We start from the raw sequence: 25074 nt of genomic DNA, 5'->3' as shown, positions 1-25074 counted from the left end.
AGCTCGTCCCAGGTCGACGCGTCGACCGATTCCGTGACCACCTCGTCCGTCATGCTCACGAACCTAGCGCGAGCGGAGGACACCGGCGAGGACCCCCGGCCGCTCCACGTGGCCGAAGTGACCGGTCGCGGGGAGGGTGAATGCGGCGTACCGCGGGATGATGCCGGCGAGACGCGCGTCGTCGTCCGAGGGCGCGAACAGGTCGTGATCGCCGTGCACGGCCAGGACGGGGCAGGTGATCGTCGACCAGCGCTCCCCGGCCGGATAGCGCCGCAGGCATTCGACCGCACGGACGAAGGCAGCCGGCCGGAGGTCCCTGGCGAGTTCGTGCACGGCGCCCGGCTGGCGTCCGTCGAACAGCGGCGCGAGCAGCAGCCCGAGCAGCCGGCGCCGGTCGAGCCAGCGGACGAACGGGGCGGCCGTCGCCCCCGCAGCAGCGAGCAGCCGCATCCCGGTGAGCATGAGGGCGAGCGACGGCGCCGCGCCGACCAGCCCGCCGCGCCCCAGCCGGTCGCCCCGGCCCCCCAGCGTCGTCGCGGAGACCAGCAGCACCGACACGGTCGCCGCCGGCTCCAGGACCGCGAGCTCCAGCGCGATGAAGCCGCCCATCGAGTGACCCACGACCCGCCAGCGGCGATAGCCGAGCGCCCGGGCGACCGCCGCGACCGCCCGGGCAAGCGACTCCGGGTTCAGCTCGGCCGTCACGGCGGGCGAGTCGCCCCAGCCCGGGAGGTCGGGCACCACCAGGTCGTCTGCCGCCTCCGCGCCGCCCGCAGCCTCGATCGCGGGCAGCCAGGTGGTCCACGATCCGGCCGCTCCGTGCAGCAGGATGGTGGCCGTCCCCGAGACGACCCGTGTGTGGCGCACGGTCACGGGTCCGAGGGCGGTGTCGATGAGGGAGGTTTCCACACCTGTTCTTCGGAGCGGACCGCTCGTAGGATTCCCGCGTGAGCGACTCCTCGAACGCGTCAGCATCCGCCCTCTCCGACTCCGACCTCGATCAGCTCGACGCCTGGTGGCGCGCGGCCAACTACCTCTCCGTCGGCCAGATCTACCTCCTCGACAACCCGCTCCTGCGCCGGCCGCTCTCGCGCGACGACATCAAGCCGCGCCTGCTCGGGCACTGGGGCACGACCCCCGGCCTCAACTTCCTCTACGCGCACCTGAACCGGGCCATCCGGCAGCGCGACCTGGACACGCTCTTCGTCGCCGGGCCCGGCCACGGCGGGCCGGGCGTGGTCGCGTCTGCATACCTGGACGGCACCTACAGCGAGGTCTACAGCGGCATCGACCGGAGCGAGGACGGGCTGCGGAAGCTGTTCCGGCAGTTCTCGTTCCCCGGCGGCATCCCGTCGCACGCGGCGCCGGAGACGCCGGGCAGCATCCACGAGGGCGGCGAGCTGGGCTACGCGCTCTCGCACGCGTACGGGGCGGCGTTCGACAATCCGAAGCTGCTGGTCGCGGCGGTGGTCGGCGACGGGGAGGCCGAGACCGGGCCGCTCGCGACCGCCTGGCACTCGAACAAGTTCCTGAACCCGAAGGCCGACGGCGTCGTTCTCCCGATCCTCCACCTCAACGGCTACAAGATCGCCAACCCGACCGTGCTCGCGCGCATCCCGGAGGCGGAGCTGCTGGAGCTGATGCGCGGCTACGGGTACACGCCGTACCTCGTCTCGGGCGGGTTCGACGGCGAGAACCCGCGCGAGGTGCACAAGCGGATGGCGGCGACGCTGGACGAGATCCTCGACCGGATCGCCGAGATCAAGGCGGCGGCGGAGTCCGGCGACCTGGTCGGCCGTCCCGCCTGGCCGATGCTCATCCTCCGCACGCCCAAGGGCTGGACCTGCCCGGCGGTGATCGACGGCCACCCGGCGGAGAACAACTGGCGCTCGCATCAGGTCCCGCTCGCGGACGCCCGCGACACCGAGGCGCACACCCGGCTGCTGGAGAGCTGGCTGCTGTCGTACCGCCCGGAGGAGCTGTTCGACGCCTCCGGCGCGCCCGTCCCGCTGATCGCGTCGCACGCGCCGGAGGGCGAGCGCCGGATGAGCGCCAACCCGGTCGCGAACGGCGGCCTGCTGCGCCAGGACCTGCGGCTGCCCGATTTCCGCGACTACGCCGTGGACGTCCCGGCGCCGGGGAGACCGTCGCGGAGGCGACGAAGGTGCTCGGCGGCTGGCTGCGGGATGTGATGGCCGAGAACCCGGACGACTTCCGGCTGTTCGGCCCCGACGAGACGGCCTCCAACCGCCTCCAGGACGTCTACGAGGTCACCGGCAAGCAGTGGAACGCCGAGTACTGGCCGATCGACTCCGACAACCACCTCGCGCCGAGCGGCCGGGTGATGGAGATGCTGAGCGAGCACCAGTGCCAGGGCTGGCTCGAAGGCTACCTGCTGACCGGACGGCACGGCGTGCTGACCTCCTACGAGGCGTTCATCCACATCGTCGACTCGATGTTCAACCAGCACGCCAAGTGGCTGAAAGGCTCGCGGGCGATCCCGTGGCGGCGTCCGATCGCCTCGCTGAACTACCTGCTCAGCTCGCACGTCTGGCGGCAGGACCACAACGGCGCCTCCCACCAGGACCCGGGCTTCATCGACCACGTGATGAACAAGAAGGCCGACATCGTCCGCGTGTACCTGCCGTTCGACGCCAACACCCTGCTCTCGACGTACGACCACTGCCTCCGCTCGGTCGACTACGTGAACGTGGTGGTGGCGGGCAAGCAGCCGTCGCCGAACTGGCTGAGCATGCCGGACGCGATCGCGCACTGCACGCGCGGCATCGGCGTCTTCGACTGGGCGGGGACCGAGCGGGAGGGCGAGGAGCCGGATGTCGTGCTCGGCTGCGCGGGGGACATCCCGACGCTGGAGGTGCTGGCCGCGACCGACATCCTGCGCCGCCGGCTGCCGGACCTGGCGGTGCGGGTCGTGAACGTGGTGGACCTGATGCGCCTGCAGAGCGAGGGCGAGCACCCGCACGGGCTGAGCGACCGCGAGTACGACGCGCTCTTCACGACGGACAAGCCGGTGATCTTCGCCTACCACGGCTACCCGTGGTTGATCCACCGCCTCACCTACCGCCGGGCCGGGCACGACAACCTGCACGTCCGCGGCTACAAGGAGGAGGGCACGACCACGACGCCGTTCGACATGGTGATGCTCAACGACCTCGACCGGTACCACCTGGTGATCGACGTGCTCGACCGGGTGCCGGGGCTGGCGGCGCGGGAGGCGGCCTTCCGGCAGGAGATGGTGGACGCTCGCCTGCACGCGCGGCAGTACACGCGCGACCACGGGGAGGACATCCCCGCCGTCGCGGAATGGCGCTGGGGCGGCAGTGCTCGCACCTCCCGCATCGACACCACCGGCGGCGACAACGACTGACATCGCGTCGAAGGGCACGTAAACGCCTCTGAGAGCGCGTTTTAGGGGCGTTTACGTGCCCCTCGGCGGAGGCTAGAGGGGGTGGGCGGACGTGGGGTCCACCACGGTCAGCTCCGGGATCTTCGCGACGCGGCCGTCGCCCGACGAGCGGCCGGTGAGGCGGCGGCCGATCCACGGCAGCACGTAACGCCGGTAGTAGTCGGCGGTGCGCCGGGTCGGCTCGCCCGGCGCCGCGGCCTCCACCGCCTCGACGCCCCACTCGGCCGGCACCGGTACGTCGAGCGCCGTCAGCACGTTGCTCGCGACCTTCGCGTGGCCGAGCGCGTTGAGGTGCAGCCGGTCCGCCGACCAGTAGCGGATGTGCTCCAGCGACTCGTCGGCCCAGTTGTCCACGAACAGCACGCCGTCGCGCGGCAGCAGCGCCCGCACCGCGACCGCCAGCTCGTCGCCGCGCTTGCGCAGCAGCCCGCCCATCGGGAGGTGCCGGCTCGGATTGGCGCCGCTCAGCAGCAGCATCGTGCTGCCGGAGGCCGTCACCCGGTCGGCGGCGTCGACGAGCTGCTTCGCCACCGACGCGATCGTGACGCGCGGGCGCATGATGTCGTTGCCGCCGCCGTTGAGGCTCACCAGCTCGGGGCGTTGGGCGATGGCGGGATCGAGCTGCTCGGTGAGGATCGGGGTGAGCTTGCGGCCGCGGATCGCCAGGTTCGCGTAGCGCACCGGCTCCGGCGAGGCGAGCGCCAGCCCGAGCGCGACGAAGTCCGCCCAGCCGCGCTGCCGGCCGTCCGGGAGGTCGTCGCCGACCCCCTCCGTGAAGCTGTCGCCGATGGCGATGAAACTGGAGTAGCCCATCCCGCTACGCTACCGCCCGCGCGTAGCATGACCCGCATGCAGAAGGTCAGGACGTTCCTCTGGTTCGACAGCGCGGCCGAGGAGGCGACGGAGTTCTACGCCTCGCTGATCCCGGACTCCCGTGTCCTTCGCGTCGACCGGCTCGGCGACGACGGCCGCACGGTGCTCGTCGCGTTCGAGCTCGGCGGCATCGAGTACCTCGCGCTCGACGGCGGCCCGCTGTACTCCTTCACCGAGGCGGCCTCCATCATGGTCGTCTGCGAGGACCAGGCGGAGGTCGACCGGCTCTGGGACGGCCTCACGGCGGACGGCGGCGAGCCGGGACCGTGCGGCTGGCTGAAGGACCGCTGGGGCCTGAGCTGGCAGATCGTGCCGCGCGCGCTGCTGGAGCTGCAGCAGGACCCCGACCGCGAGCGCGCGGGCCGCGCGAACGCGGCCATGCTCACGATGGGCAAGATCGACATCGCCGCGCTCTTCGCGGCGGCCGACGCGGCCTGAGCGGGCGTCAGCCGCGCGCGATCAGCGCCTGCCAGGCGAGCAGGTGCTCGACGGTGACGCCCTTGTAGCCCTGGAGGCCGCCGAGCGCCGAGCGCACCAGCGCCGTCTGCGACTCGAGCACCGCCGCCGAGTCGTCCCCGAACGTCGCGGCCGAGCCTCCGGCCACGTCCGGGGTGTCCGTCTCGACGCCGACGCTGAACGGCACCCTCGTGTTCGCCGCTGCCGTCGCCGCCGGCCGGGCCAGCGCGATGATCCCGTCGTCGCCGGCGGCGTGGTCGGAGAACGCGACGATAGCGACCGACTTCACGTGGGGGAGCAGCGTCCGGAACAGCGTGCTGCTGCCGTCCGCGGTCGACTTGGCCTCGAGCCACCAGGGCAGGTCGGCGCCCACCGGGACGGACCCGGCGGCGCTCGCAGCCGTGTCGTACATTGTCGCGAGCTGGTCCACGATGCCGGGGAGCTGGTCGTCGGTGGCGTTCACCCACGGCTCGACGTCGAACTGCACCGCGTCGAAGGGCGCCGCCTTCAGCGCAGCGGTGGTCCAGGTGGCGGCGAGGTCGGGCTGCTGCGCCCATGCCGGGTCGCCGCCGAGCGCGCCGACGGTGGTCACGCCGGCGCGGTGCAGCGCGGTGACCGCCGAGCGCAGCCAGGCGCCGAACGGGCCCTGGTCGGCCGCCCACGGCACGGACAGGTAGACGGTGCGCAGCTTGTGCGCGGAGGCGAACGCGGCCAGCGCCTTCGGCTCGAACGCCGGCTGGCCGTCGCCGCGCGGGTCCACGGACGGGTCGATCGGGTTGCCCCACGCCCACATGCCCGTGATGGCCGACGGCGTGGATGCGTTGGTCAACGTCACGGCCTTCGCCGGCTCAGTGGCGAGCCCGGCTGCGCCGATCCCGACCGCGCCGAGCGCGAGCGCCAGCCCGGCCGCGATGGATCCGGCACCCGATCGTCGAGTTCGCAAAGCACACCCCTTCCATGGGACCGGACGATTCCGTCACGGCCTGTGCTGCGGACTTCGGGTGTGCCGCACTGCGATCCTCTCATGCGGCCGACGGCGGCACAGGGCCGCGTTCGGGGTACACGAAGCTCAGTCGCGCCACCCCAGCTCGCGCCCGACCCCGACCACGGCCTCCAGCAGCCGCGCGTTGAAGTCCACGCCGAGCTGGTTCGGCACGGTCACGAGCACGGTGTCGGCCATCCGCACCGCCTCGTCCTGCGCCAGCTCGGCGACCAGCTTCTCCGGCTCGCCGATGTAGGAGCGGCCGAAGCGCGCGATCCCACCGTCGAGGTGCCCGACCTGGTCGCGGCCCTCCACCTGCGCCCGCGCGCCGAAGTAGCGGCGGGACTCGTCGTCGACGATCGGGATGATGCTGCGGCTGACGCTCACGCGCGGCTCGCGCTCCCAGCCCATCTCGGCCCAGGTGTCGCGGAAGCGCTGGATCTGCTCCGCCTGGAGCTTGTCGAACGCCTCGCCGGTGTCCTCGGTGAGCAGCGTGGACGACATCAGGTTCATCCCCTGCTCGGCCGTCCACTCGGCGGTCGCCCGGGTGCCGGCGCCCCACCAGATCCGCTCTGGGAGGGTCGGCGAGAGCGGCTGGATGGACAGGCCGCCGCTCGTGCCCGTCATCCGCGGGTCGGCGTTCGCCATCGCCTCGCCTGCGATGGCGGCCAGGAAGATGGCGGTGTGCCGCCGGGCCATGTCGGCGTCGGACTCGCCCTCGCCCGGCACGTAGCCGAACGACTCGTAGCCGGCGAGCGCGGTCTCCGGTGACCCGCGGCTGACCCCGAGCTGGAGGCGCTCACCGCTGATCAGGTCGGCGGCCGCCGCCGACTCCGCCATGTAGAGCGGGTTCTCGTACCGCATGTCGATGACGCCGGTGCCGATCTCGATGCGCGACGTGCGCGCGCCGATCGCGGCGAGCAGCGGGAACGGCGAGGCGAGCTGCGGGGCGAAGTGGTGCACCCGGACGAATGCGCCGTCGGCCCCCACCTCCTCCGCGGCGACCGCGAGCTCCACCGTCTGCAGGAGGGCGTCGGCCGCCGTCCGCACGACGGAGCCCGGGACGGCCTGGTAGTGGCCGAAGCTGAGGAAGCCGATGCGTTTCACAGTGAGGGCAAGCCGTCCGGCCGACGCGGTATTCCGGGCGGCTCAGTCCTCCAGCCCCTGCTGCCCGAGCCAGACCAGGACCTCGGTCGCGACGTCCCGCCAACCGTGGTCGATCACCAGTGAGTGGCCGCGGTCGCGGAAGGTGATCAGCTCGGTCACGGCGTTGGAGTCGCGGTACTGCTTGAGCGTCGCGTCCACCGTCACCTCCGGGACCGTGTTGTCCTCGCCGCCCGCGATGAGGAGCAGCGGTCCGCGGTCCTCGTTCTTCGTGTCGACAGCGGCCTGCGAGTGCAGGCTGAAGTTGGCCGCCGCGGCCTGGAAGATCGGGCGGACGGTCGACGGCACGGTCCAGCGGTCGTACAGCTCCTTCGCCTCCTCGTCCGTCAGCTGGTTCGCGAAGCCGAATTTGAACTGCTCCTCGGTGAGGGCGATCGGCTTGTGGATGTTGGCCGGATTGTCGAGGACCGGGAAGGACGCCTTCAGCTGCCGGAACGGCAGCGGCAGCACGCCCTTGATCTGAGCGGGGTCGATCGCGACGCCCGCATTGCCGTAGCCCTGCCCGAGCAGTTTCTCGGTGATGAGGCCGCCGAACGAGTGGCCGATGATCACCGGAGGGACGTCCATCGCCTCGATGATCTTCGCGAAGTGCTCGGTGACCTCGTCGATGCCGAAGTTGGCCACGTCGTCGGGATGCGCGCGGGTGTCGGCCACGGTGTCCTTCTCGCCGGGCCACAGGGGAGCGACGGGGGCGTAGCCCTCCGCCGTGAAGAGGTCGATCCAGGGCTGCCAGCTGCTCGCGTGGAGCCAGAGGCCGTGGATGAAGAGCACGGGTTGATTCGCCATGGCGCACAGGCTATTGCGCAGCGGAGCCCGCCACCAGTCCCTGCCTGCGGACACCCCGGCGGGTAACCTGACCGGCATGGCGGACTGGTTGTGCGCGACGTGCGCAGTGGAGACGACACCGATCGTGACGGCGGAGGGGGAGCAGCCACCGGCCTCCTGCCCGATCTGCGAGGACGAGCGGCAGTACGTCCCGCCCACAGGGCAGCAATGGACCACCCTGCAACGACTCCAGCGCGAGGGCGAGCGCGTGACGGTGACGGAGCTGGAGTCCGGGCTGTACGGCCTGAGCAGCGAGCCGAGGGTCGGTATCGGCCAGCGCGCCCTGCTGCTGTGCACGCCGGACGGCAACCTGCTCTGGGACCCCACCGGCTACGTCGACGACGCCACCGCCACGGCCGTCCAGGACCTCGGCGGCGCCGCCGTGATCGCCACCAGCCACCCGCACATGTTCGGCGCGCAGACCTCGTGGTCGCGGCTGCTCGGCGGCGTGCCGGTGCTGGTCAACGCGGCGGACCGGCACTGGGTGCAGCGGGAGGACCCCGCCATCCGGGAGTGGAGCGGCGAGGAGGAGGTGCTGCCCGGGGTGCTGCTGCGCACGGTCGGCGGCCACTTCCCCGGCAGCGCGATCGTGCACTGGGACCGCGGGGTCGTGCTCAGCGGCGACACGGTCTTCCCCGGGCCGTCGCAGAAGTGGGTGACCTTCCAGCGGAGCTTCCCCAACGACATCCCGCTCTCGGCCGCGGTGGTGCGGCGCGTCGCCGACCTGGTCTGCGACCGGCCGTTCGACCGGATGTACGGGAACCTGGGCAACGTCATCCCGGTGGACGCGCGGGAGGCCGTGCGGCGGTCGGCCGAGCGCTACATCGGCTGGGTCAGCGGCGCGTTCGACCACCTGACCTGAGCGGCCGCAGGCCAGGCCGCGTCAGCTCAGGTACGGCGCGAGCTCGAACTCCATCGCGGGCTTCGGCTTGGCGCCGACGATGGTCTTGACGACCTCCCCGTCGCGGAACACCTTCATCATCGGCAGCGAGAGCGCATGGTACTCGGCGGACGACCGCGGGTTCTCGTCGGCGTTGATCCGCACGATCCGGAGGTCGTCGCGGTGCTCGTCGGCGATCCGCTCCAGGATGGGCGTGACCGCCCGGCAGGGGCCGCACCAGGGTGCCCAGAACTCGACGAGTGTGGTGCCCTCGGCCTCCAGGACGTCGGAGGCGAAGGAGGCGTCGGTGACGCTGTCAAGAGTGCTCATGCCGGGAGGCTAAGCCGTGCCCCGGGGTCAAGGTCAAGCACCTGTGCGAGCATGGGACGCAGGAGGTGGACATGGACACCCTGACCCCGCAGGAACTCCGCGACTCGTTCGTGAACTGCTCGCGCGCCGACGCCGCCGACCTGCCCCTGCCGCCCGGGATGCACGAGGTGGACTGGGCCCGCCGCGAATACCTCGGCTGGCGCGACCCCCGGCTCCCGCAGCGCGGCTACGTCGTCGTCCCGACCGGGAGCGGACCGGTCGGCATCGTGCTGCGTGCATCCGAAGCCTCGATGCGCTCGCACGCGCCCACCATGTGCGGCTGGTGCCAGGACGTCCACGTCCGGCGCGATGTCTACTTCTGGTCGGCGCGCAGGGCCGGGGACGCCGGGCGGAGGGGCGACACCGTCGGCGCGCTGGTCTGCGCGTCGTTCGAGTGCACCGAGAACGTGCGGCGCACGCCGCCTCCGCAGTTCGTCGGCTTCGACGCCGGACGCGTGATCGAGGAGCAGATCGCCGGGCTCGGCGAGCGCGTGCGCCGCTTCGCGCAGGCCGTGGTGGGCGTGCGGCCCTGAGCGCTCGAAGCATGATTCAGGCTCGAAGCTGATTCATAGGGACCCGACATCCCGTTCACACCCCGAATAAGGTTCCGGAAAGAAACCGAGCGCAGGCTGGTGATCAGTCCCGGGATGCCGCACCGCAGCCGGCGGGTGGGGACGGGATGGAGGGCCTGACATGGACATTCGCTCGGCGGGACGGCGCACAGCCATCGGGATCACGACCGCGATCGGCATCTCCAGCCTCGCGGTGACGGGCATCCTCTCCGGCTTCCTGTTCGCCGGGACCTCGACCACGGGCACGACGGGGACCGCCACGTCGGGATCGAGCGGCTCGGAATCCGGTTCGTCGGATTCGGGCTCGTCCAGTTCCGATTCCTCCGGCAGCAACAGCGACGACTCCGGCTCCTCCAGCAACTCCGGGAGCGGCATCCAGCAGAGCCAGGGCGGTGGTTTCAGTGGCCAGTCCAGCGGCTCCTGACCTCGTCCACCACGACTTCGCGGTCTGGGGCGTCGAGGCCCGCATCGTGATCTCCGACCCGGAGGCCCTCCCGCTGGCGCGCCGGATCGCCGACGCGGAGCTCGCCGCCGTCACCGCGGCGGCCAGCCGCTTCGAGCCGGACAGTGAGCTCTCGCGGCTCAACAGCGGCGAGCGTCCCGCCGGCAGGATCGAGCTGAGCCCGCTGCTCGCCGAGTACGTCGCGGTCGCGCTCGCCGCAGCCGCCGACACCGACGGCGACGTGGACCCGACCCTCGGCGGCGACCTCGACCGGCTCGGCTACGACCGCGACTTCGCGGCGCTGCCCGCCGACGGCGTCACCCTGACGATCACCCGCCCGCGCCGGCCAGGCTGGGAGCGCGTCGCGCTCGACGGGCGCACGCTGACCCTCCCCGTCGGCCTCCGCCTCGACCTCGGCGCGACCGCGAAGGCTCACACGGCCGATCGGCTCGTCCGCCGCATCGCGCAGGAGACGGGAGCGGACGCCCTGGTCTCGCTCGGCGGCGACCTCGCCACCGCGGGCGCGAGCGACCGGCTGTGGGAGGTGCTCGTCCAGGATCTCCCGTCCGACCCGGCCCAGCAGATCGCGATCCCGAACGGCGCGGGCGTCGCCACGTCGAGCACGCAGAAGCGACGCTGGCGCAGCGACGGGCAGGTCAGGCACCACATCCTCGATCCGCGGTTCGGGCTCCCGGCCGACGACGTGTGGCGGTCGGCCACCGTTGCCGCGACGACCTGCGTCCGCGCCAACGCGCTGAGCACGGCGTCGATCGTGCGCGGGTTGAAGGCCCCGGCCTGGCTGCGCGGCCTCGGCGCCGACGCGCGGCTGGTGGCCAGGGACGGCTCGATCGTCACGACCGGGCGCTGGCCCGCCGCGCTGCCGTCGACCGGGACGGGGCGAACCGATGGATGAGGTGCTCTGGGCCGTCGGCCGGGCCTCCGGCGTCGTCGCCCTCCTCCTGCTCACCGTCTCGCTCTGGCTCGGGATCGTGACGCGCTCCGGCCGCCCGCTGCCCGGGATGCCGCGCTTCTCCGTCACGCTCCTGCACCGCAACGTGTCGCTGCTCGCCGTCGTGTTCCTCGTCCTGCACATCGGGACGCTGCTGCTCGACTCCTACGCGAAGCTCACGCTCACCGACATCCTGGTGCCGTTCCTCGGCGCGCACCTGCCGTTCTGGCTCGGCCTCGGCACCGTGGCCGTCGACCTCCTGATCGCGGTGACGATCACCGCACTGCTGCGCCGGAGGCTCGGGCTGCGCGTCTTCAAGGGCGTGCACTGGCTGAGCTACGCGCTGTGGCCGGTGGCGCTGGCGCACACGATCGGCGACGGCACCGACGGCACGTCCGGCTGGATGCTGCTGCTCGCCGGAGCATCGGTGCTCTTCGTGCTCGTCGCCGTGCTCTGGCGGGTGTCCGCCGGGTTCCTGGAGACCTCCGCCGCACGTCGTGCAGATGCCGCACTCAGCAGAAGGGGACTGTCATGACCATGACCGCCGACAACGTCCTGCCGGTCTCCGACCCCGCCGCCACGCCGCCACGGCTGCTCGCGGCCGGCCACTCGGCCGGCGCGCTCGCCCACCTCTCCGCGTTCGGCCCGCGCCGCGGCCTGCGCCGCCCGGACCTCGAACGCGAGCTGGAGCGGTCGGGCCTCACCGGCCGCGGCGGTGCCGCGTTCCCCGCGTTCCGCAAGCTGGCGGCGACGGCCGGGCGGCGCGCTCCGATCGTGATCGGCAACGGCTCAGAGGGCGAGCCGTGGAGCTGGAAGGACGCCGTCCTGCTCGCCAACGCGCCTCACCTCGTCCTCGACGGCCTCCTGACCGCGTCGGAGGCGCTGGGCGCCGCGCGGACCGTGCTGTACCTCCACGAGGCCGCCGTCGCCCCGGTCGCGGCCGCTGTCGCCGAGCGCTCCGACGCCGGCCGCGTCGAGCTGATCGAGGCCGCGGACGGCTTCGTGGCGGGCGAGGCGAGCGCCGTCGTGAACGCCCTCCAGACCGGCCGCGCCGTCCCGCTCGACCGGACGCGGCGGCTGTCGGAGTCCGGGCTCGACGGGAGGCCGACGCTGCTGCACAACGTCGAGACGCTCGCGCAGCTCGCGCTCGTGGACCGCTACGGCGGCGACTGGTTCCGCAGCGTCGGCGACCCTGGGCAACCGGGGACCCGGCTGGTCACGGTGACCGGGGACGTGGCCGTCGAGGGCGTGCTCGAGGTGCCGACCGACGCGACCGTCGTGGACATCGTCGCCCGGGCCGGCGGGGAGGCCAGGCTCGCCGCCGGCGTGCTCCTCGGCGGCTATCACGGGCGCTGGATCGCGCCGGCCGAGACCGGCACGGCGCCGGGGAGTCCGCGGGAGCCGGCGTCGTGCACGTGCTCGGCCCCCAGCGCTGCGGCCTTGCGACGACCGCGGCGATCGTCCAGGAGCTGGCCGCGGCCTCCGCCCGGCAGTGCGGGCCGTGCCTGTTCGGGCTCCCGGCGATGGCCGACCGGTTCGCCGAGCTGGCCGCCGGGCGGCTCGCCCCGCAGGCCGCGGCCGAGCTCGCCCGGCTCGCGGAGGCGGTCGACGGTCGCGGCTCGTGCCACCATCCGGACGGGGCCGCGCGCCTCGTCCGCAGCGCGCTGCGCGTCTTCGCCCGCGACATCCACGCCCACGCCGAGGGCCGCTGCCTGAGGAGCGCACGATGACCGCGCGCCACACGCTCCACGTCGACTGGACGCGCTGCGACGGCCGCGGGCTGTGCGCCGAGCTGCTGGAGGGGACGATCGCGCGCGACGAGTGGGGCTACCCGTTCGCGGTCGGCCAGCCGGCCTCCGGACGCTCCGACATCCCGGTGCGCAGCGACCAGCTGGACGCCGCGGAGGATGCGGTGGCGCTGTGCCCTGTGCTGGCCCTGCGGCTGCGCCGGGTGGGCTGACTGCGCCGATTCGACTGCTGTATAGGGTTGTGCCGCTGGTGGGACTCGAACCCACACGCCCTTCCGGACAAAGCATTTTGAGTGCTCCGCGTCTGCCATTCCGCCACAGCGGCGCACAACAACACCTGAACAATACCGTAGGCTTTTGTCCGTGACTGACCAGGAGACCACCCCCACCGCACCCCGCCGAGTCGTCGTCGCGGAGGACGAGTCGCTCATCCGGCTCGACATCGTCGAGACCCTGCGCGACAACGGTTTCGAGGTCGTCGGCGAGGCCGGAGACGGCGAGACCGCGGTCGCGCTGGCCACCGAGCTGCGCCCCGACCTGGTCATCATGGACGTGAAGATGCCCCAGCTCGACGGCATCTCGGCGGCCGAGCGCCTCTCCAAGAACCACATCGCGCCCGTCGTGCTGCTGACCGCGTTCAGCCAGAAGGAGCTCGTGGAGCGCGCGACCGAGGCCGGCGCCCTCGCCTACGTGGTGAAGCCGTTCACCCCGAACGACCTCCTGCCGGCGATCGAGATCGCACTGGCCCGCTACCAGCAGATCATCGCGCTGGAGGCCGAGGTCTCGGACATGGTGCAGCGCTTCGAGACCCGCAAGCTGGTCGACCGCGCCAAGGGCCTCCTCAACGAGAAGATGGGCCTCAGCGAGCCGGACGCGTTCCGCTGGATCCAGAAGGCGTCGATGGACCGCCGCCTCACCATGCACGACGTCGCCCAGGCGATCATCGAGCAGCTCGCCCCCAAGAAGTAGTGCCCCACCGCACCGCCGCATTCGTGACGAATCGCGCGAAACGGCGCGCCATTCGCGACATTAGTGCTGAATCGGGTCCGCCTCCCGCTACAGGTCCTTGATCAGGTTCGTGATGCGGATGGTCGAGCAGCGGCGGCCGCGGTCGTCGGTCACCGCGATCTCGTGCGTCGTCAGCGTGCGGCCGAGGTGGATGGGCGTGCAGACGCCCGTCACGTAGCCGTCGACCGCCGCGCGCGTGTGCGAGGCGTTGATCTCGATTCCCACCGCGAGGCGGCCCTCGCCGGCGTAGAGGTTCGCCGACATGGAGCCGAGCGACTCGCCGAGCACGACGTACGCGCCGCCGTGCAGCAGGTCCGCGGGCTGCGTGTTGCCGAGCACGGGCATGGTCGCCACGGCCCGCTCGATCGTGAACTCCACGATCTCGATGCCCATCTTGTCGGCGAGGGCGCCGAGCCCCCGCTGCTTCACGTACGCGAGCGCGTCCTCGGTCATTCTGCTGCCCTTTCCGCCCTCGTCGGCCGTCGTCCTGGACTGTCACCGGCCCCTTGTAGGCTTGCCTGGTGTCAGACTCCGAAAAGCCTACCCTTCTCGTCATCGACGGCCATTCGCTGGCATTCCGGGCCTTCTACGCGCTCCCCGTGGACAGTTTCGTCAACCGCGAAGGGCAGCACACGAACGGCATCCACGGCTTCATCGCGATGCTGATCAACCTGCTCCAGCAGCAGCGCCCGACCCACCTCGCGGTCGCGTTCGACATCTCCCGCTACTCGTTCCGCACGCGCGAGTACCCGGAGTACAAGGGCACCCGCAACGAGACCCCCTCCGAGTTCGTGGGCCAGATCCCGCTTCTGCAGGAGGCCCTGCACGCGATGAACATCACCACCATCGCCAAGGAGGACTTCGAGGCCGACGACATCCTCGCCACGCTCGCCCGCCAGGGCAGGGAGCAGGGCTACCGCGTGCTCCTCGTCTCCGGCGACCGCGACACCATCCAGCTCGTCAACGACGACGTCACGCTGCTCTACCCGAACGTCCGCGGCGTCTCCGAGCTCAAGATCTACGACCCCGCCGCCGTGCGCGAGCGCTACGGCGTCGAGCCGCACCAGTACCCGGAGATCGCGGCGCTGGTCGGCGAGACCAGCGACAACCTGATCGGCATCGACAAGGTCGGCGAGAAGACCGCGGTCAAGTGGGTGCAGCAGTACGGCACGGTCGAGAACATCGTCGCCCACGCCGACGAGATCAAGGGCGTCGTCGGGCAGAACCTCCGCGACCAGCGGGAGAACGCCCTCCGCAACCGCCGGCTCAACAAGCTCCTGGACGACGTGGAGTTGGAGGTCGCCCCGGCCGACCTGGAGCGCAAGCCGCTCAACGAGAACGCCGTGCGCGACATCTTCGCGCGCCTCCAGTTCAAGACCCTGCTCGACCGGCTGCTGAAGGCAGCGGCCGAGGACGGGACCTTCGCCGGCGCCGGAGCCGCCCCTCGGAGGGAGACGTCGGCGCCTTGAGCGCGCCGGTCGTCCGCACCCTCGTGGACGAGGAGCTCGCCAACTGGCTGGAGAAGGCCTCCGCAGACGACGCGCCGGTCGCCGTGCAGCTGGAGACCGGCCCGGCCGGCATCACCGGCTTCGGCCTCGCCGCCGCCGACGACACGGTCTACGTACCGTGGGCCGCCGGCCGCCCCGACTACACGGCGCTCGAGGAGTGGCTCGCAAGCAGCGCTCCCAAGTACTTCTTCCACGCCAAGCCGCAGTTCAAGGCGCTGGCCCGGGCCGGCTTCGTGGTCGACGGCCTCGCCTTCGACACCCGGATCGCCTCCTGGCTGGTCAAGCCCGGCGCCGCGCCGCAGTCGCTGGCCGAGCAGGTCTACGAGGTGCTGGGCGAGACCCTCCCGGTCTCCGACCCCAACCAGCTCGTCCCGATCAACGACGCCGTGAGCCCGGCGACCGAGGCCTGGTACATCCGCCGCGTCGCCGAGGGCCAGATGATCGCCCTCGACGCCGGCACCCGCGCCGTGCTCGACGACATCGAGCTGCCGCTTGTCGCGGTCCTGGCCGAGATGGAGCTCGACGGCGTCTCGATCGACACCGAGGTGCTGCGCCGCCTGCGCGGCCAGCTCACCGACAAGGCCAACGACTACGCCGCCCGCGCCTACGCGGAGGTCGGCCACGAGCTCAACCTCGGCTCGCCCAAGCAGCTCCAGCAGGTGCTGTTCGAGGAGCTCGGGATGCCGAAGACCCGTTCCACCAAGACCGGCTACTCCACCGACGCACAGTCGTTGGCCGACCTGCAGGAGAGCAACCCGCACCCGTTCCTCGACCTGCTGCTCCAGCACCGCGACGCGACCAAGCTGAAGCAGATCGTGGAGACCCTGGAGCGGTCGGTCAACGGCGACGAGCGCATCCACACCACCTACGACCAGACCGGCACCAGCACGGGCCGCATCTCGTCCAACGACCCCAACCTCCAGAACATCCCGATCCGCACCGAGGAGGGCCGCGAGATCCGGTCGGCGTTCCGCAGCGCCGAGGGCTACGAGACGCTGCTGACCGCCGACTACTCGCAGATCGAGATGCGCATCATGGCGCACCTCTCCGAGGACCCGGGGCTGATCGAGGCGTTCAACGCGGGGGAGGACCTGCACCGCTTCGTCGGCGCGCGCGTCTTCGGCGTCGCGCCGGAGGACGTCACCCCGCTCATGCGCACCAAGGTCAAGGCGATGTCGTACGGCCTCGCCTACGGCCTCAGCCCCTTCGGCCTCTCCAAGCAGCTCCGCATCGAGACGAAGGAGGCGCGGGACCTGATGGCCGGCTACTTCGAGCGTTTCGGCGCGGTGCGCGACTATCTGCGCAGCGTCGTGGAGATCGCGCGGGTCGACGGCTACACCGAGACGATCTTCGGCCGCCGCCGCCCGTTCGCGGACCTGACCTCGACCAACCGCGTGCTGCGCGAGAACGCGGAGCGCCAGGCGCTGAACGCGCCCATCCAGGGCTCGGCCGCCGACATCATGAAGATCGCGATGCTCGGGATCGCCGGCGACCTGATCGACCAGAAGCTGAACTCGCGCATGCTCCTCCAGGTGCACGACGAGCTCATCTTCGAGGTCGCGCCCGGCGAGTGGGATGCGCTCGAATCCATCGTGCGCACCCGGATGGCCGGCGCCGCCGACCTCCGCGTCCCCCTGGACGTCCAGATCGGCCGCGGTCCGAACTGGGAGGCCGCCGCGCACTGACGGCCGCGGCGCGCCGCACTACGCTTCAGGTCATGAGCGAGCTGGAGCCGCAGAGGCACGCGAAGAAGGCCGTCCAAGCGCGCCGGATGCCGAGCGAAGTGGTCCCCGTCCCGGTGGAGGAGGTCCCCGACTTCATCCGGGACGCGCTGAAGGGGACGAGCCTCCTCGACCCGTTCGCCCAGCTCGCGTCCGGGTGGTTCCTCTTCGACGCGAAGCTGAGCTTCGAACCCGTCGACGCGACGCACACCCGGATCGGGTTCGACGCGGCCGGGAAGGTGGGGGCCGCGGACGTGCTGCTCTACACGCGCCGCCTCGGCGAGATCCACCGCTTCTTCGTCGCCCTCCAGGACGAGCTCGACCGCAGGGAGGAACGGGCGGCGCGGCGAACGCGGCATCTTTCAGCAGAAGTCGGCCCCTCGATAGGGTCGAACCATGACGAACGCAGAGAAGCGCGAACCGACTCCGATCGACACGATCGCTGACGAGTGGGTCGACACCCAGTTGGAGCTCCACCCCGAGTACCACGTCTGGCTCGGCCGCCCCGGCCGCGAGGGCGAGTACTCGGACTACTCGCCGGCCGGCGCCGAGCAGGCCGTCGGCAAGGTGCGGGAGGCGCTGGCCAAAATCCAGGCCGCCGAGCCGGTGGACGACATCGACCGGGTCACCAAAATGGACCTGGCCCGCGAGCTGGAGCTCACCATTGAGAAGCACGAGGCGGGCTTCAACCAGCGCGACCTCAACGTGATCGCCTCCCCTGCGCAGGAGCTCCGCGACATCTTCGACCTCGTGCCCACCGACACCGAGGAGGACTGGGCGAACGTCGCGAAGCGGCTGCACAACCTCCCTGCTGCGATGGACGGCTACATCGAGACGCTGCGCAGCGGCATCGCGGCCGGCAACGTCCCCGCGATCCGTCAGGTGCGCGAGGTGCTGGCCCAGGCGAAGAAGCAGATCGCGGACACCGGCTTCTTCTTCGACTTCACCGGCTCGGCCCGTCCGCTGAACGGCGAGCTGCCCGCGTCGCTGAAGTCCGACCTGGCGCAGGGCGCCACGGAGTCGGCGGCGGCCTATGCCACGCTCGCGGCTTTCCTGCAGGACGAGCTGGCCGCCCACGCGCCCGAGAAGGACGCCGTCGGCCGCGAGCTGTACGCCCTCGCTTCGCGCGACTTCCTCGGCGCGACCGTCGACCTGGATGAGACCTACGAGTGGGGCATCGAGGAGCTCGCCCGCATGGTCGCCGAGCAGGAGTCGATCGCCCGCGAGATCAAGCCCGGCGCGACGGTCCACGAAGCCATCGCCTTCCTGGACGGCGACGCCTCCCGCAAGCTGCACGGCACCGACGCGCTGCAGCGCTGGATGCAGGAGACCAGCGACCGCGCGATCGAGGAGCTCGGCCGCACGCACTTCGACATCCCCGCCGAGATCCGCCGCCTGGAGTGCATGATCGCCCCCACGCAGGAGGGCGGCATCTACTACACCGGCCCGAGCGACGACTTCGCGCGCGCCGGCCGGATGTGGTGGAGCGTCCCCGAGGGCGTCACCGAGTTCGACACCTGGCGCGAGCTGACGACCGTGTACCACGAGGGCGTCCCCGGCCACCACCTCCAGATCGCGCAGGCCACCTACAACAAGGCGCAGCTCAACTCCTGGCGCCGCATCGCCGGCACCTCGGGTCACGCGGAGGGCTGGGCGCTCTACGCGGAGCGCCTGATGGAGCAGCTCGGCTACCTCGACGACCCGGCCGACCGGCTCGGGATGCTCGACGGCCAGCGGATGCGCGCCGCCCGCGTCGTCCTCGACATCGGCGTGCACCTGGAGAAGCAGCTCCCCGACGGCTCCGGCCCGTGGACCGGCGAGTACGCGTTCGGCTTCCTGGCCGACAACGTGAACATGAACGAGGGTTTCGTCCGGTTCGAGGTGAACCGCTACCTCGGCTGGCCCGGGCAGGCCCCGTCGTACAAGATCGGCCAGCGGATCTGGGAGCAGCTGCGCGACGAGTACGCGCGCCGCGAGGGCGCCGCGTTCGACATCAAGGCGTTCCACAAGAAGGCGCTCGACATCGGCGGCGTCGGCCTGGACACGCTGAAGTCGGCGCTGCTCGACTGAGCGCCCGGCCATCGAGAAGCGCGCAGCCGCGATGACCTCCCCGTACCGGGCCGTGCTCGGCCCGGCCTTCGACGAACTCCATCCGCGGCTGCGCGCCTACTTCGACGCCATCCCGGCCGGGTCCACAGGCACGGGCCGGGGTGTGTTCGACACCGTCGGCACGCCCCGGCGCTGGCTGTGGCCGGTGCTGGCCGTGTTCGGCCGGGCGCACGTGATGTTCCCGGTGTGGGAGCAGGACGTGCCGTTCACGGTCGAGAACGTGCCGGCGCCGGCGGCCGACGGCGGCCCGGCGGTGCGCGCGGTGCGGCGGTTCGCGCTGCGCGGGCGCGTGCTCGACATGCGCGACGAGATCGGCGTCGACGGCTGGATGGTCGTGGACCGCCTCGGCTCCCCGGTGCTCGCCGAGGCGTGGTTCTCCGCCCGCGTGATCGACGGCGCCCTGCGGCTGACCTCCCGCAAGGTCGCACTGCGGCTGGGGAGGCTGCGGCTCGTCCTCCCGCGCGCGGTCGCCCCGGTCGTCGCGCTCACCGAGCGGTTCGACGACGAGCGCGACGCGCAGGCGGTGTCGATCGTCGTGCGCGTCCCGCTGATCGGTAGGGTGTACCAGTACGCGGGGACGTTCCGATACCAGGTCGGGAGCGCCGCCGTCGCAACGGGGGAGTGAGTGAGCGAGCGCATCGTCATCGCCGGCGCGTCCGGCTTCATCGGACGCTATCTGGCGGAGCACTACCGCGCCACGGGCGCGACGGTCCTCCTGGTCGGCCGCGACGGCGCCGACGCACGCTGGGGCGACGCCGAGGCCCTGCGACGGGTCGTCACCGGCGCGGACGTGCTGATCAACCTCGCGGGCAAGAGCGTGAACTGCCGCTACGGCGACGCGAACCGCGCCGAGATCTTCCGCTCGCGGCTGGAGACCACGCGGGCGCTGCGGGAGGCCGTGGCCGCCTCCGACGCCCCGCCTCCGGTCTGGTTCAACGCCTCCACGGCCACCATCTACCGGCACGCGGAGGACCGGCCGATGACGGAGTCCACCGGCGAGCTCGGCACCGGCTTCTCGGTGAATGTCGCGCGCGCCTGGGAGTCCGAGTTCTTCGAGGGCGAGCTGCCGGGCACGCGCCGCGTCGCGCTGCGCATGGCGATCGTGCTCGGCGACGGCTCCGCGCTGACCCCGCTGATCCGGCTGACGCAGTTCGGCCTGGGCGGACCGCAGCTCGACGGCCGCTGGTTCGCGACCACCGCGCGTCGCAATGCCGGGACGTTCCACGAGTTCCGCGCCCGCGGCGGCCGGCAGCGGTTCAGCTGGGTGCACATCGCCGACGTGCTCGGCTCGATCGAGTTCCTGCGGGAGCATCCCGAGCTCGACGGCGCGGTCAACATCGCCGCGCCGAACCCGTCGGACGACCGCACGCTCATGGCGACCCTGCGCCGCGTCCTCCGCGTCCCGGCCGGGCTCCCGGCGTTCCGCTGGATGCTGGAGCTCGGCACCGCGGTCCTCCGCACCGAGACCGAGTTGGTGCTGAAGAGCCGCTGGGTGGTGCCGGAGCGGCTGCTCGCCGCAGGCTATGAGTTCGCCTTCCCGGACCTGGAACCCGCCCTCCGCGACATCGTCGCCGGCCGCGAGTTGCCCCTTTCGCAGGCCAGTCGGTAGACTAGACCGTCACTTGTGTGACATCCACATCCGCCTGCCGTTCGCGGAAGACACCCACAGAGGTTCGCGCTCGGCCTGATTTATGTCCATAACGGAGCATCCACTACATGACAACCGCAACGACCGACAAGGCACCGAAGCAGGTCGCAGTCAACGACATCGGTTCTGCTGAAGACTTTCTTGCCGCGGTCGAAAAGACGCTGAAGTTCTTCAACGACGGAGACCTGATCGAAGGCACCGTCGTCAAGATCGACCGCGACGAGGTCCTCCTCGACGTCGGCTACAAGACCGAGGGTGTCATCCCCTCCCGCGAGCTTTCCATCAAGCACGACGTCGACCCCAGCGAGGTCGTCGAGGTCGGCGACACCGTCGAGGCGCTCGTTCTCCAGAAGGAGGACAAGGAAGGCCGCCTCATCCTGTCCAAGAAGCGTGCGCAGTACGAGCGCGCGTGGGGCGACGTGGAGAAGATCAAGGAAGCCGACGGCGTGGTCACCGGTACGGTGATCGAGGTCGTCAAGGGCGGCCTGATCGTCGACATCGGCCTCCGCGGCTTCCTGCCGGCGTCGCTCATCGAGCTGCGCCGCGTCCGCGACCTGACCCCGTACCTGGGCCAGGAGATCGAGGCGAAGATCCTCGAGCTCGACAAGAACCGCAACAACGTGGTCCTGTCGCGTCGCGCGCTGCTGGAGCAGACCCAGTCGGAGTCCCGCACCACGTTCCTCAACAACCTGCACAAGGGCCAGGTCCGCAAGGGCGTCGTGTCCTCGATCGTCAACTTCGGCGCGTTCGTCGACCTGGGCGGCGTGGACGGCCTCGTGCACGTCTCCGAGCTCTCGTGGAAGCACATCGAGCACGCCTCCGAGGTCGTCGAGGTCGGCCAGGAGGTCACCGTCGAGATCCTCGAGGTCGACCTGGACCGCGAGCGCGTCTCGCTGTCGCTCAAGGCGACCCAGGAGGACCCGTGGCAGGTCTTCGCCCGCACCCACGCGATCGGTCAGGTCGCACCGGGCAAGGTCACGAAGCTGGTTCCGTTCGGCGCCTTCGTCCGCGTCGCGGACGGCATCGAGGGCCTGGTGCACATCTCCGAGCTCTCCGGCAAGCACGTCGAGCTCGCCGAGCAGGTCGTGTCGGTCGGCGAAGAGGTCTTCGTCAAGGTCATCGACATCGACCTGGAGCGCCGCCGCATCTCGCTCAGCCTCAAGCAGGCGAACGAGGGCGTCGACCCCGAAGGCACCGAGTTCGACCCGGCCCTCTACGGCATGGTCACCGAGTACGACGACCAGGGGAACTACAAGTACCCCGAGGGCTTCGACCCGGAGACCAACGAGTGGAAGGAAGGCTTCGAGACCCAGCGCGACGAGTGGGAGCAGCAGTACGCCGCTGCCCAGGCTCGTTGGGAGGCGCACAAGCGCCAGGTCGCGAAGGGCATCGAGGAGGCGGCCGCCGACAGCGGTTCCTCGTCCTACTCGAGCGAGACCGGCAACGGCGGAACCCTCGCCGACGACGAGTCCCTCGCCGCCCTGCGCGAGAAGCTCAGCTCCAACAACTGAGACCCGTCTCATCCGTGAGCGGCCGGTCCCTTCGGGGGCCGGCCGTTCCGGCGTTAACGCGCCCCTCCATCCCCCGTCGAGGGGCACGTTGTTGTCACTTTCGCGGCCCGGAAGCGACAACAACGTGCCCCTCGGCAGATGGGTAGGGTGGAGCCGTGCAGCTGATCGGACTCACCGGCGGGATCGCCTCCGGAAAATCGACCATCGCCTCCCGTCTCGCCGAGCTCGGCGCCGTCGTCGTGGACGCCGACCGCATCGCTAGGGAGGTCGTGGAGCCCGGGACTCCCGCGCTGGCCGAGATCGCCCGCACGTTCGGCGAGGGCGTCATCGCCGCGGACGGCAGCCTCGACCGGCCCGCACTCGGCGCGATCGTGTTCGGCGACGCGGACGCCCTCCGGAAGCTCAACGGGATCACCCACCCGGCCGTGCTCGCCGCGTCCACCGCGCGATTCGAGGCCGCGGGAGCGGCCGATCCCGCGGCGATCGTCGTGTACGACGTGCCGCTGCTGGTCGAGTCGGCCAACGAGTACCCGTTCGACCTGGTGGTCGTCGCGCACGCGGACGCCGCCACGCGCATCGACCGGCTCGTGCGGCTGCGCGGGATGGACGCGGCGGAGGCAGAGCGCCGGATCGGGTCGCAGGCCTCCGACGAGGAGCGGCTGGCCGTCGCGGACGTGGTGATCGACACCGACGGCTCGCTCGACCGCACCCGCGAGCAGGTGGACGAGCTCTGGGAGAGCCTGCGATCCTGACCGCCGGTTCCGCTCTCAGCGAGAGCGGGCCGCGATGTCGGTGGTCCTTCCTAGACTGGACTCATGCAAGCCACGCGTCTCGTCCGTCCGTTCGAGGTCGTCAGCGAATACGCGCCCAGCGGCGACCAGCCCAAGGCGATCGCCGAACTCGCCGGCCGTATCAACGCGGGCGAGACCGACGTCGTCCTCCTCGGTGCGACCGGAACCGGCAAGTCGGCGACGACCGCCTGGCTGGTCGAGCAGGTGCAGCGCCCGACGCTCGTCCTCGCGCACAACAAGACCCTCGCCGCGCAGCTCGCCAACGAGTTCCGCGAGCTGCTGCCCAACAACGCGGTCGAGTACTTCGTCTCGTACTACGACTACTACCAGCCCGAGGCCTACGTCCCGCAGACGGACACCTTCATCGAGAAGGACTCGTCGGTCAACGCGGAGGTCGAGCGGCTGCGGCACTCCACCACCAACTCGCTGCTCAGCCGGCGCGATGTGGTCGTGGTCTCCACCGTCTCCTGCATCTACGGTCTCGGCGCGGCCGAGGAGTACCTGGAGGCGATGGTCGCCCTCCAGGTCGGCCAGAACGTCGGCCGCGACCAGCTCATCCGCCGGTTCGTCGCGATGCAGTACGAGCGCAACGACGTCGACTTCTCGCGCGGCAAGTTCCGCGTGCGCGGCGACACCATCGAGATCATCCCGATGTACGAGGAGCACGCGGTCCGCGTCGAGCTGTTCGGCGACGAGATCGAGGCGCTCTACTCGCTGCACCCGCTGACCGGCGAGGTGCTCCAGAAGATGGATGCCGTCTCGGTCTTCCCGGCGACGCACTACGCCGCCAGCCCGGCGACGATGCAGCGCGCCATCGGCACCATCCAGGAGGAGCTGCGCGAGCGGCTGCAGGAGCTGGAGCGCGAGGGCAAGCTGCTGGAGGCCCAGCGGCTGCGGATGCGCACCCAGTTCGACCTGGAGATGATGGAGCAGATCGGATTCTGCTCCGGCATCGAGAACTATTCGCGGCACATCGACGGCCGGCAGCCCGGCGAGGCGCCGAACTGCCTGCTCGACTACTTCCCGGACGACTTCCTGGTCGTCATCGACGAGTCGCACGTGACCGTGCCGCAGATCGGCGCGATGTACGAGGGTGACGCCTCCCGCAAGCGCACTCTGGTGGAGCACGGCTTCCGACTCCCGAGCGCCATGGACAACCGCCCGCTGCGGTGGAACGAGTTCAAGGACCGGGTGGGCCAGACCGTGTACCTGTCGGCGACGCCCGGCAAGTACGAGATGGACATCGCGGACGGCGTGGTCGAGCAGATCATCCGCCCGACCGGCCTGGTTGACCCGCAGATCGTCGTCAAGCCGACCAAGGGCCAGATCGACGACCTGCTCGAGGAGATCCGCGTCCGCGTCGAGCGCGACGAGCGCATCCTGGTTACCACCCTGACCAAGAAGATGGCCGAGGAGCTCACCGACTTCCTCGCCGAGGCCGGCGTGAAGGTCCGCTACTTGCACTCCGACGTCGACACCCTGCGCCGCGTCGAGCTGCTCACCGAGCTGCGCGCCGGCGTCTACGACGTGCTGGTCGGCATCAACCTCCTCCGCGAGGGCCTGGACCTGCCGGAGGTGTCGCTGGTCGCGATCCTCGACGCCGACAAGGAGGGCTTCCTGCGCTCCTCGACGTCGCTCATCCAGACCATCGGCCGCGCCGCCCGCAACGTCTCGGGCGAGGTGCACATGTACGCCGACGTGCTGACCGACTCGATGAAGAACGCGATCGAGGAGACCGACCGCCGCCGAGAGCTCCAGATCGAGTACAACCGCGCCAACGGCATCGACCCCACGCCCCTCCGCAAGCGCATCGCCGACATCACGGACGTCCTGGCCCGCGAGGAGGCCGACACCGCCCGGATGCTCGCCGGCCGCGAGCAGCGCCGCAAGAGCCCGACGCCGAACCTCCGCAACGGCGGCATCGCCGCGCAGGGCGCCGCCGAGCTGGAGTCGCTCATCTCCGACCTGAACGGGCAGATGCTCGCCGCGGCGGGAGAGCTGAAGTTCGAGCTGGCGGCGCGGCTGCGCGACGAGCTGTCGGACCTGAAGCGGGACCTGCGGCAGATGGAGAAGGCGGGGCATTTGGGCTGA

At 71.1% G+C, this 25074-nt stretch carries 23 protein-coding genes, 1 tRNA gene and 3 pseudogenes; 19 read left to right on the top strand and 8 right to left on the bottom strand.

Annotated features, from left to right (window positions below):
• Positions 1–63: 63 nt before the first annotated feature.
• The gene (locus ACQ86L_RS03345) at positions 64–909 is read right to left on the bottom strand and encodes an alpha/beta fold hydrolase (RefSeq protein WP_434317685.1); all 846 of its coding nucleotides are present in this window, start codon (positions 907–909) and stop codon (positions 64–66) included.
• Positions 910–947: 38 nt separating this feature from the next.
• On the opposite strand from ACQ86L_RS03345, the pseudogene ACQ86L_RS03340 reads away from it, so the two are divergent.
• Positions 948–3388: pseudogene (locus ACQ86L_RS03340) on the top strand (phosphoketolase family protein).
• Between the two features lie 72 nt (positions 3389–3460).
• Here the strand turns inward: ACQ86L_RS03340 and ACQ86L_RS03335 are convergent.
• The gene (locus tag ACQ86L_RS03335) at positions 3461–4240 is read right to left on the bottom strand and encodes an SGNH/GDSL hydrolase family protein (protein ID WP_434317684.1); all 780 of its coding nucleotides are present in this window, start codon (positions 4238–4240) and stop codon (positions 3461–3463) included.
• Between the two features lie 36 nt (positions 4241–4276).
• On the opposite strand from ACQ86L_RS03335, the gene ACQ86L_RS03330 reads away from it, so the two are divergent.
• Positions 4277–4738 (top strand): VOC family protein, encoded by a 462-nt coding sequence (locus ACQ86L_RS03330; protein ID WP_434317683.1) that lies wholly within the window; start codon positions 4277–4279, stop codon positions 4736–4738.
• 7 nt (positions 4739–4745) lie between these two features.
• Here ACQ86L_RS03330 and ACQ86L_RS03325 read toward each other — a convergent pair whose 3' ends face one another.
• The 3 genes from ACQ86L_RS03325 to ACQ86L_RS03315 all read right to left on the bottom strand — a co-directional run bounded on the left by ACQ86L_RS03325 (position 4746) and on the right by ACQ86L_RS03315 (position 7688).
• Complete coding sequence (locus ACQ86L_RS03325; RefSeq protein ID WP_434317682.1) at positions 4746–5699, bottom strand: hypothetical protein; 954 nt, start codon at positions 5697–5699, stop codon at positions 4746–4748.
• A gap of 126 nt (positions 5700–5825) precedes the next feature.
• Positions 5826–6845, bottom strand: a complete 1020-nt coding sequence (locus tag ACQ86L_RS03320) for an LLM class flavin-dependent oxidoreductase (protein WP_434317681.1) — start codon at positions 6843–6845, stop codon at positions 5826–5828.
• Between the two features lie 42 nt (positions 6846–6887).
• Positions 6888–7688: an alpha/beta hydrolase gene (locus ACQ86L_RS03315; RefSeq protein ID WP_434317680.1), complete on the bottom strand. Its 801-nt coding sequence runs from the start codon at positions 7686–7688 to the stop codon at positions 6888–6890.
• A gap of 76 nt (positions 7689–7764) precedes the next feature.
• On the opposite strand from ACQ86L_RS03315, the gene ACQ86L_RS03310 reads away from it, so the two are divergent.
• Positions 7765–8589 carry a hydrolase gene (locus ACQ86L_RS03310; protein ID WP_434317679.1) on the top strand — a complete coding sequence of 275 codons (825 nt, stop codon included), beginning with the start codon at positions 7765–7767 and terminating at the stop codon, positions 8587–8589.
• Positions 8590–8610: 21 nt separating this feature from the next.
• On the opposite strand, the gene ACQ86L_RS03305 is transcribed toward ACQ86L_RS03310, so the two are convergent.
• Positions 8611–8937, bottom strand: coding sequence for a thioredoxin family protein (locus ACQ86L_RS03305; RefSeq protein ID WP_434317678.1), 327 nt, complete (start codon positions 8935–8937; stop codon positions 8611–8613).
• Between the two features lie 71 nt (positions 8938–9008).
• On the opposite strand from ACQ86L_RS03305, the gene ACQ86L_RS03300 reads away from it, so the two are divergent.
• From ACQ86L_RS03300 to ACQ86L_RS03270, 7 genes and pseudogenes are all read left to right on the top strand, one after another.
• Entirely contained in the window at positions 9009–9509 is a 501-nt protein-coding gene (locus ACQ86L_RS03300; RefSeq protein WP_434317677.1) for an FBP domain-containing protein, read from the top strand.
• A 160-nt stretch (positions 9510–9669) separates the two neighbouring features.
• Positions 9670–9972, top strand: coding sequence for a hypothetical protein (locus tag ACQ86L_RS03295; protein ID WP_434317676.1), 303 nt, complete (start codon positions 9670–9672; stop codon positions 9970–9972).
• Positions 9950–10903 (top strand): FAD:protein FMN transferase, encoded by a 954-nt coding sequence (locus ACQ86L_RS03290; protein ID WP_434317675.1) that lies wholly within the window; start codon positions 9950–9952, stop codon positions 10901–10903. Before ACQ86L_RS03295 ends, ACQ86L_RS03290 begins: the two co-directional genes overlap by 23 nt.
• Positions 10896–11474, top strand: coding sequence for a ferric reductase-like transmembrane domain-containing protein (locus tag ACQ86L_RS03285; protein WP_434317674.1), 579 nt, complete (start codon positions 10896–10898; stop codon positions 11472–11474). Before ACQ86L_RS03290 ends, ACQ86L_RS03285 begins: the two co-directional genes overlap by 8 nt.
• A pseudogene (locus ACQ86L_RS03280) lies at positions 11471–12022 on the top strand (NADH-ubiquinone oxidoreductase-F iron-sulfur binding region domain-containing protein); the annotation flags it as partial. The gene ACQ86L_RS03285 and the pseudogene ACQ86L_RS03280, both read left to right, overlap by 4 nt.
• Positions 12023–12348: 326 nt before the next feature.
• On the top strand, positions 12349–12669 hold the full coding sequence (locus tag ACQ86L_RS03275) for an NADH-ubiquinone oxidoreductase-F iron-sulfur binding region domain-containing protein (protein WP_434318975.1): 321 nt from the start codon (positions 12349–12351) through the stop codon (positions 12667–12669).
• On the top strand, positions 12666–12899 hold the full coding sequence (locus tag ACQ86L_RS03270) for a ferredoxin (RefSeq protein WP_434317673.1): 234 nt from the start codon (positions 12666–12668) through the stop codon (positions 12897–12899). Before ACQ86L_RS03275 ends, ACQ86L_RS03270 begins: the two co-directional genes overlap by 4 nt.
• A gap of 30 nt (positions 12900–12929) precedes the next feature.
• Here ACQ86L_RS03270 and ACQ86L_RS03265 read toward each other — a convergent pair.
• Positions 12930–13012: transfer RNA gene (locus tag ACQ86L_RS03265), tRNA-Leu, on the bottom strand.
• 38 nt (positions 13013–13050) lie between these two features.
• Between ACQ86L_RS03265 and ACQ86L_RS03260 the strand changes: the two genes are divergently transcribed.
• Positions 13051–13656: an ANTAR domain-containing response regulator gene (locus ACQ86L_RS03260; RefSeq protein ID WP_345834903.1), complete on the top strand. Its 606-nt coding sequence runs from the start codon at positions 13051–13053 to the stop codon at positions 13654–13656.
• An 87-nt stretch (positions 13657–13743) separates the two neighbouring features.
• Here the strand turns inward: ACQ86L_RS03260 and ACQ86L_RS03255 are convergent, their stop codons facing one another.
• Positions 13744–14148 carry a hotdog fold thioesterase gene (locus tag ACQ86L_RS03255; protein WP_345834904.1) on the bottom strand — a complete coding sequence of 135 codons (405 nt, stop codon included), beginning with the start codon at positions 14146–14148 and terminating at the stop codon, positions 13744–13746.
• A gap of 68 nt (positions 14149–14216) precedes the next feature.
• Between ACQ86L_RS03255 and polA the strand changes: the two are divergent.
• The 8 genes and pseudogenes from polA (at position 14217) to uvrB (ending at position 25074) form a co-directional block, all read left to right on the top strand.
• Positions 14217–16888 (top strand): annotated as a pseudogene (gene polA, locus ACQ86L_RS03250) (DNA polymerase I).
• 32 nt (positions 16889–16920) lie between these two features.
• On the top strand, positions 16921–17370 hold the full coding sequence (locus tag ACQ86L_RS03245) for a hypothetical protein (protein WP_434317672.1): 450 nt from the start codon (positions 16921–16923) through the stop codon (positions 17368–17370).
• Positions 17321–18994: a DUF885 domain-containing protein gene (locus ACQ86L_RS03240; protein ID WP_434317671.1), complete on the top strand. Its 1674-nt coding sequence runs from the start codon at positions 17321–17323 to the stop codon at positions 18992–18994. Before ACQ86L_RS03245 ends, ACQ86L_RS03240 begins: the two co-directional genes overlap by 50 nt.
• Positions 18995–19025: 31 nt before the next feature.
• On the top strand, positions 19026–19658 hold the full coding sequence (locus ACQ86L_RS03235; protein ID WP_434317670.1) for a DUF4166 domain-containing protein: 633 nt from the start codon (positions 19026–19028) through the stop codon (positions 19656–19658).
• A complete protein-coding gene (locus ACQ86L_RS03230) occupies positions 19659–20642 on the top strand; it encodes an epimerase (RefSeq protein ID WP_434317669.1) in 984 nt (327 codons plus the stop codon).
• Between the two features lie 107 nt (positions 20643–20749).
• The gene (gene rpsA / locus ACQ86L_RS03225; protein ID WP_434317668.1) at positions 20750–22192 is read left to right on the top strand and encodes a 30S ribosomal protein S1; all 1443 of its coding nucleotides are present in this window, start codon (positions 20750–20752) and stop codon (positions 22190–22192) included.
• 155 nt (positions 22193–22347) lie between these two features.
• Positions 22348–22944, top strand: coding sequence for a dephospho-CoA kinase (coaE, locus tag ACQ86L_RS03220; RefSeq protein ID WP_434317667.1), 597 nt, complete (start codon positions 22348–22350; stop codon positions 22942–22944).
• A gap of 63 nt (positions 22945–23007) precedes the next feature.
• Positions 23008–25074, top strand: a complete 2067-nt coding sequence (uvrB, locus tag ACQ86L_RS03215; protein WP_434317666.1) for an excinuclease ABC subunit UvrB — start codon at positions 23008–23010, stop codon at positions 25072–25074.

The sequence above is a fragment of the Leifsonia sp. P73 genome (genome assembly GCF_051059105.1).
Classification (GTDB): Bacteria; Actinomycetota; Actinomycetes; order Actinomycetales; family Microbacteriaceae; genus Leifsonia.
Note: the sequence above shows the minus strand (reverse complement) of the source record. Positions and strands in the feature narration are given on the sequence as shown.